The sequence below is a fragment of the Microbulbifer mangrovi genome (assembly GCF_002009015.1).
Lineage (GTDB): Bacteria > Pseudomonadota > Gammaproteobacteria > Pseudomonadales > Cellvibrionaceae > Microbulbifer > Microbulbifer mangrovi.
Genome location: NZ_LZDE01000116.1, coordinates 1 through 1,767, shown reverse-complemented (window position 1 = coordinate 1,767; position 1,767 = coordinate 1). Strand labels below are relative to the sequence as shown.

Below are 1,767 nucleotides of genomic sequence, written 5' to 3'. Positions count from 1 at the left end.
GTTTACGTTAACGTAAACGTCAACTAGACTTCGGGCAGATCTGAGGAATGGCCCCATGAGCAGCACTACCGCCGAGAGCTACAGCATTTCCGAGCTTGCACAGGAGTTCGGAATTACCACCCGCACCATCCGCTTCTATGAAGACAAGGGGCTGATCAGCCCGGAGCGGCGTGGACAGACGCGGGTCTACACCCCCGAAGACCGGGTGCGCCTGAAGCTGATTCTGCGCGGCAAGCGGCTCGGATTCTCGCTCGATGAGAGCCGGGAAATCATTGATATGTACGACCCGGCCCATGGCAATGTGGACCAGCTCAATCGCCTCCTCGACCGTATCGACGCCAAGCGCCAGCAGCTGCGACAGCAACAGCGGGACATCGAGAAAATGCTCGCCCAGCTGGACGATGCGACCGCCCGCACCCAGGCGGCGCTGAAAGAACAAACAGACTGAACCAAACCCAATTTCATAAATACCTCTGACGGATCCAAAGCGGAGCACGCGATGAATACTCCTTACCCAACCCTCAACTTCGACCTCGGCGAAGAAATCGATATGCTGCGGGACATGGTCTACAAGTTCTGCCAGGCAGAACTGGCCCCGCGTGCGGCGCAGATCGACGAGGACAACCTGTTCCCCGCCGATATGTGGAAGAAGTTCGGCGAGCTGGGCCTGCTGGGTATGACCGTGGAAGAGGAGTACGGCGGTTCCAATATGGGTTACCTGGCACACGCGGTGGCAATGGAGGAGATTTCCCGCGCATCCGCTTCCGTCGGCCTGTCTTATGGCGCCCACTCCAACCTGTGCGTCAACCAGATTCGCAAAAACGGCACCCCGGAGCAGAAGGCGAAGTACCTGCCAAAGCTGTGCTCCGGCGAGCATATCGGCGCGCTGGCAATGAGTGAGCCGAACTCCGGTTCCGATGTAGTGAGCCTGCAGCTGAAGGCGGAGAAGAAGGGCGACCGTTTTATCCTGAACGGCAACAAGATGTGGATCACCAACGGTCCAGACGCGAACACTTATGTAATCTATGCGCGCACCGAGCCGGGCATCAGCTCTGGCGGTATTACTGCGTTTATTGTTGAACGCGGATTCAAGGGCTTCACACAGGCGCAGAAGCTGGACAAGCTGGGCATGCGCGGCTCGAACACCTGTGAGCTGGTGTTCGAGGACTGTGAAGTGCCGGAAGAGAATATCCTGGGCCAGCTGAACGGCGGTGTACGCGTGCTGATGAGCGGCCTGGATTACGAGCGCACCATTCTTTCCGGTGGCCCGGTGGGTATCATGCAGGCGTGCATGGATATCGTGGTGCCTTACATTCACGATCGCAAACAGTTTGGCAAGGCGATCGGCGAGTTCCAGCTGATGCAAGGCAAGGTTGCGGATATGTACGCGGACCTGAATGCGAGCCGCGCTTACCTGTACGCAGTGGCGAAAGCCTGTGATCGCGGTGAGGACTCCCGCAAGGATTCTGCGGCGGTGATTTTGTTTACCGCGGAGCGTGCCACCCAGATGGCCCTGCAGGCAATCCAGACCCTCGGTGGCAACGGCTATATCAACGAGTACGCCACCGGCCGCCTGCTGCGCGATGCCAAGCTGTACGAGATCGGCGCGGGCACTTCCGAGATCCGTCGTATGCTGATTGGCCGCGAGCTGTTTAACGAAACTCGCTAAGCCCTATTTAAATTCGGTGGCGGTACTGCTGCCGGTGCGGGTTTACCAGACACGTCGTAAACCCATCCCTGGGGACTCTTCTAAAACATCCCTGTTTT

At 58.2% G+C, this 1,767-nt stretch carries 2 protein-coding genes; both read left to right on the top strand.

The features are described 5' to 3' along the window. Nucleotides 1-55: 55 nt before the first annotated feature. Nucleotides 56-448 carry a MerR family transcriptional regulator gene (locus tag B4U49_RS00585; protein ID WP_078082667.1) on the top strand — a complete coding sequence of 131 codons (393 nt, stop codon included), beginning with the start codon at nucleotides 56-58 and terminating at the stop codon, nucleotides 446-448. Nucleotides 449-499: 51 nt separating this feature from the next. After that, a complete protein-coding gene (locus tag B4U49_RS00580) occupies nucleotides 500-1,669 on the top strand; it encodes an isovaleryl-CoA dehydrogenase (RefSeq protein WP_078082666.1) in 1,170 nt (389 codons plus the stop codon). Nucleotides 1,670-1,767 lie beyond the last annotated feature (98 nt).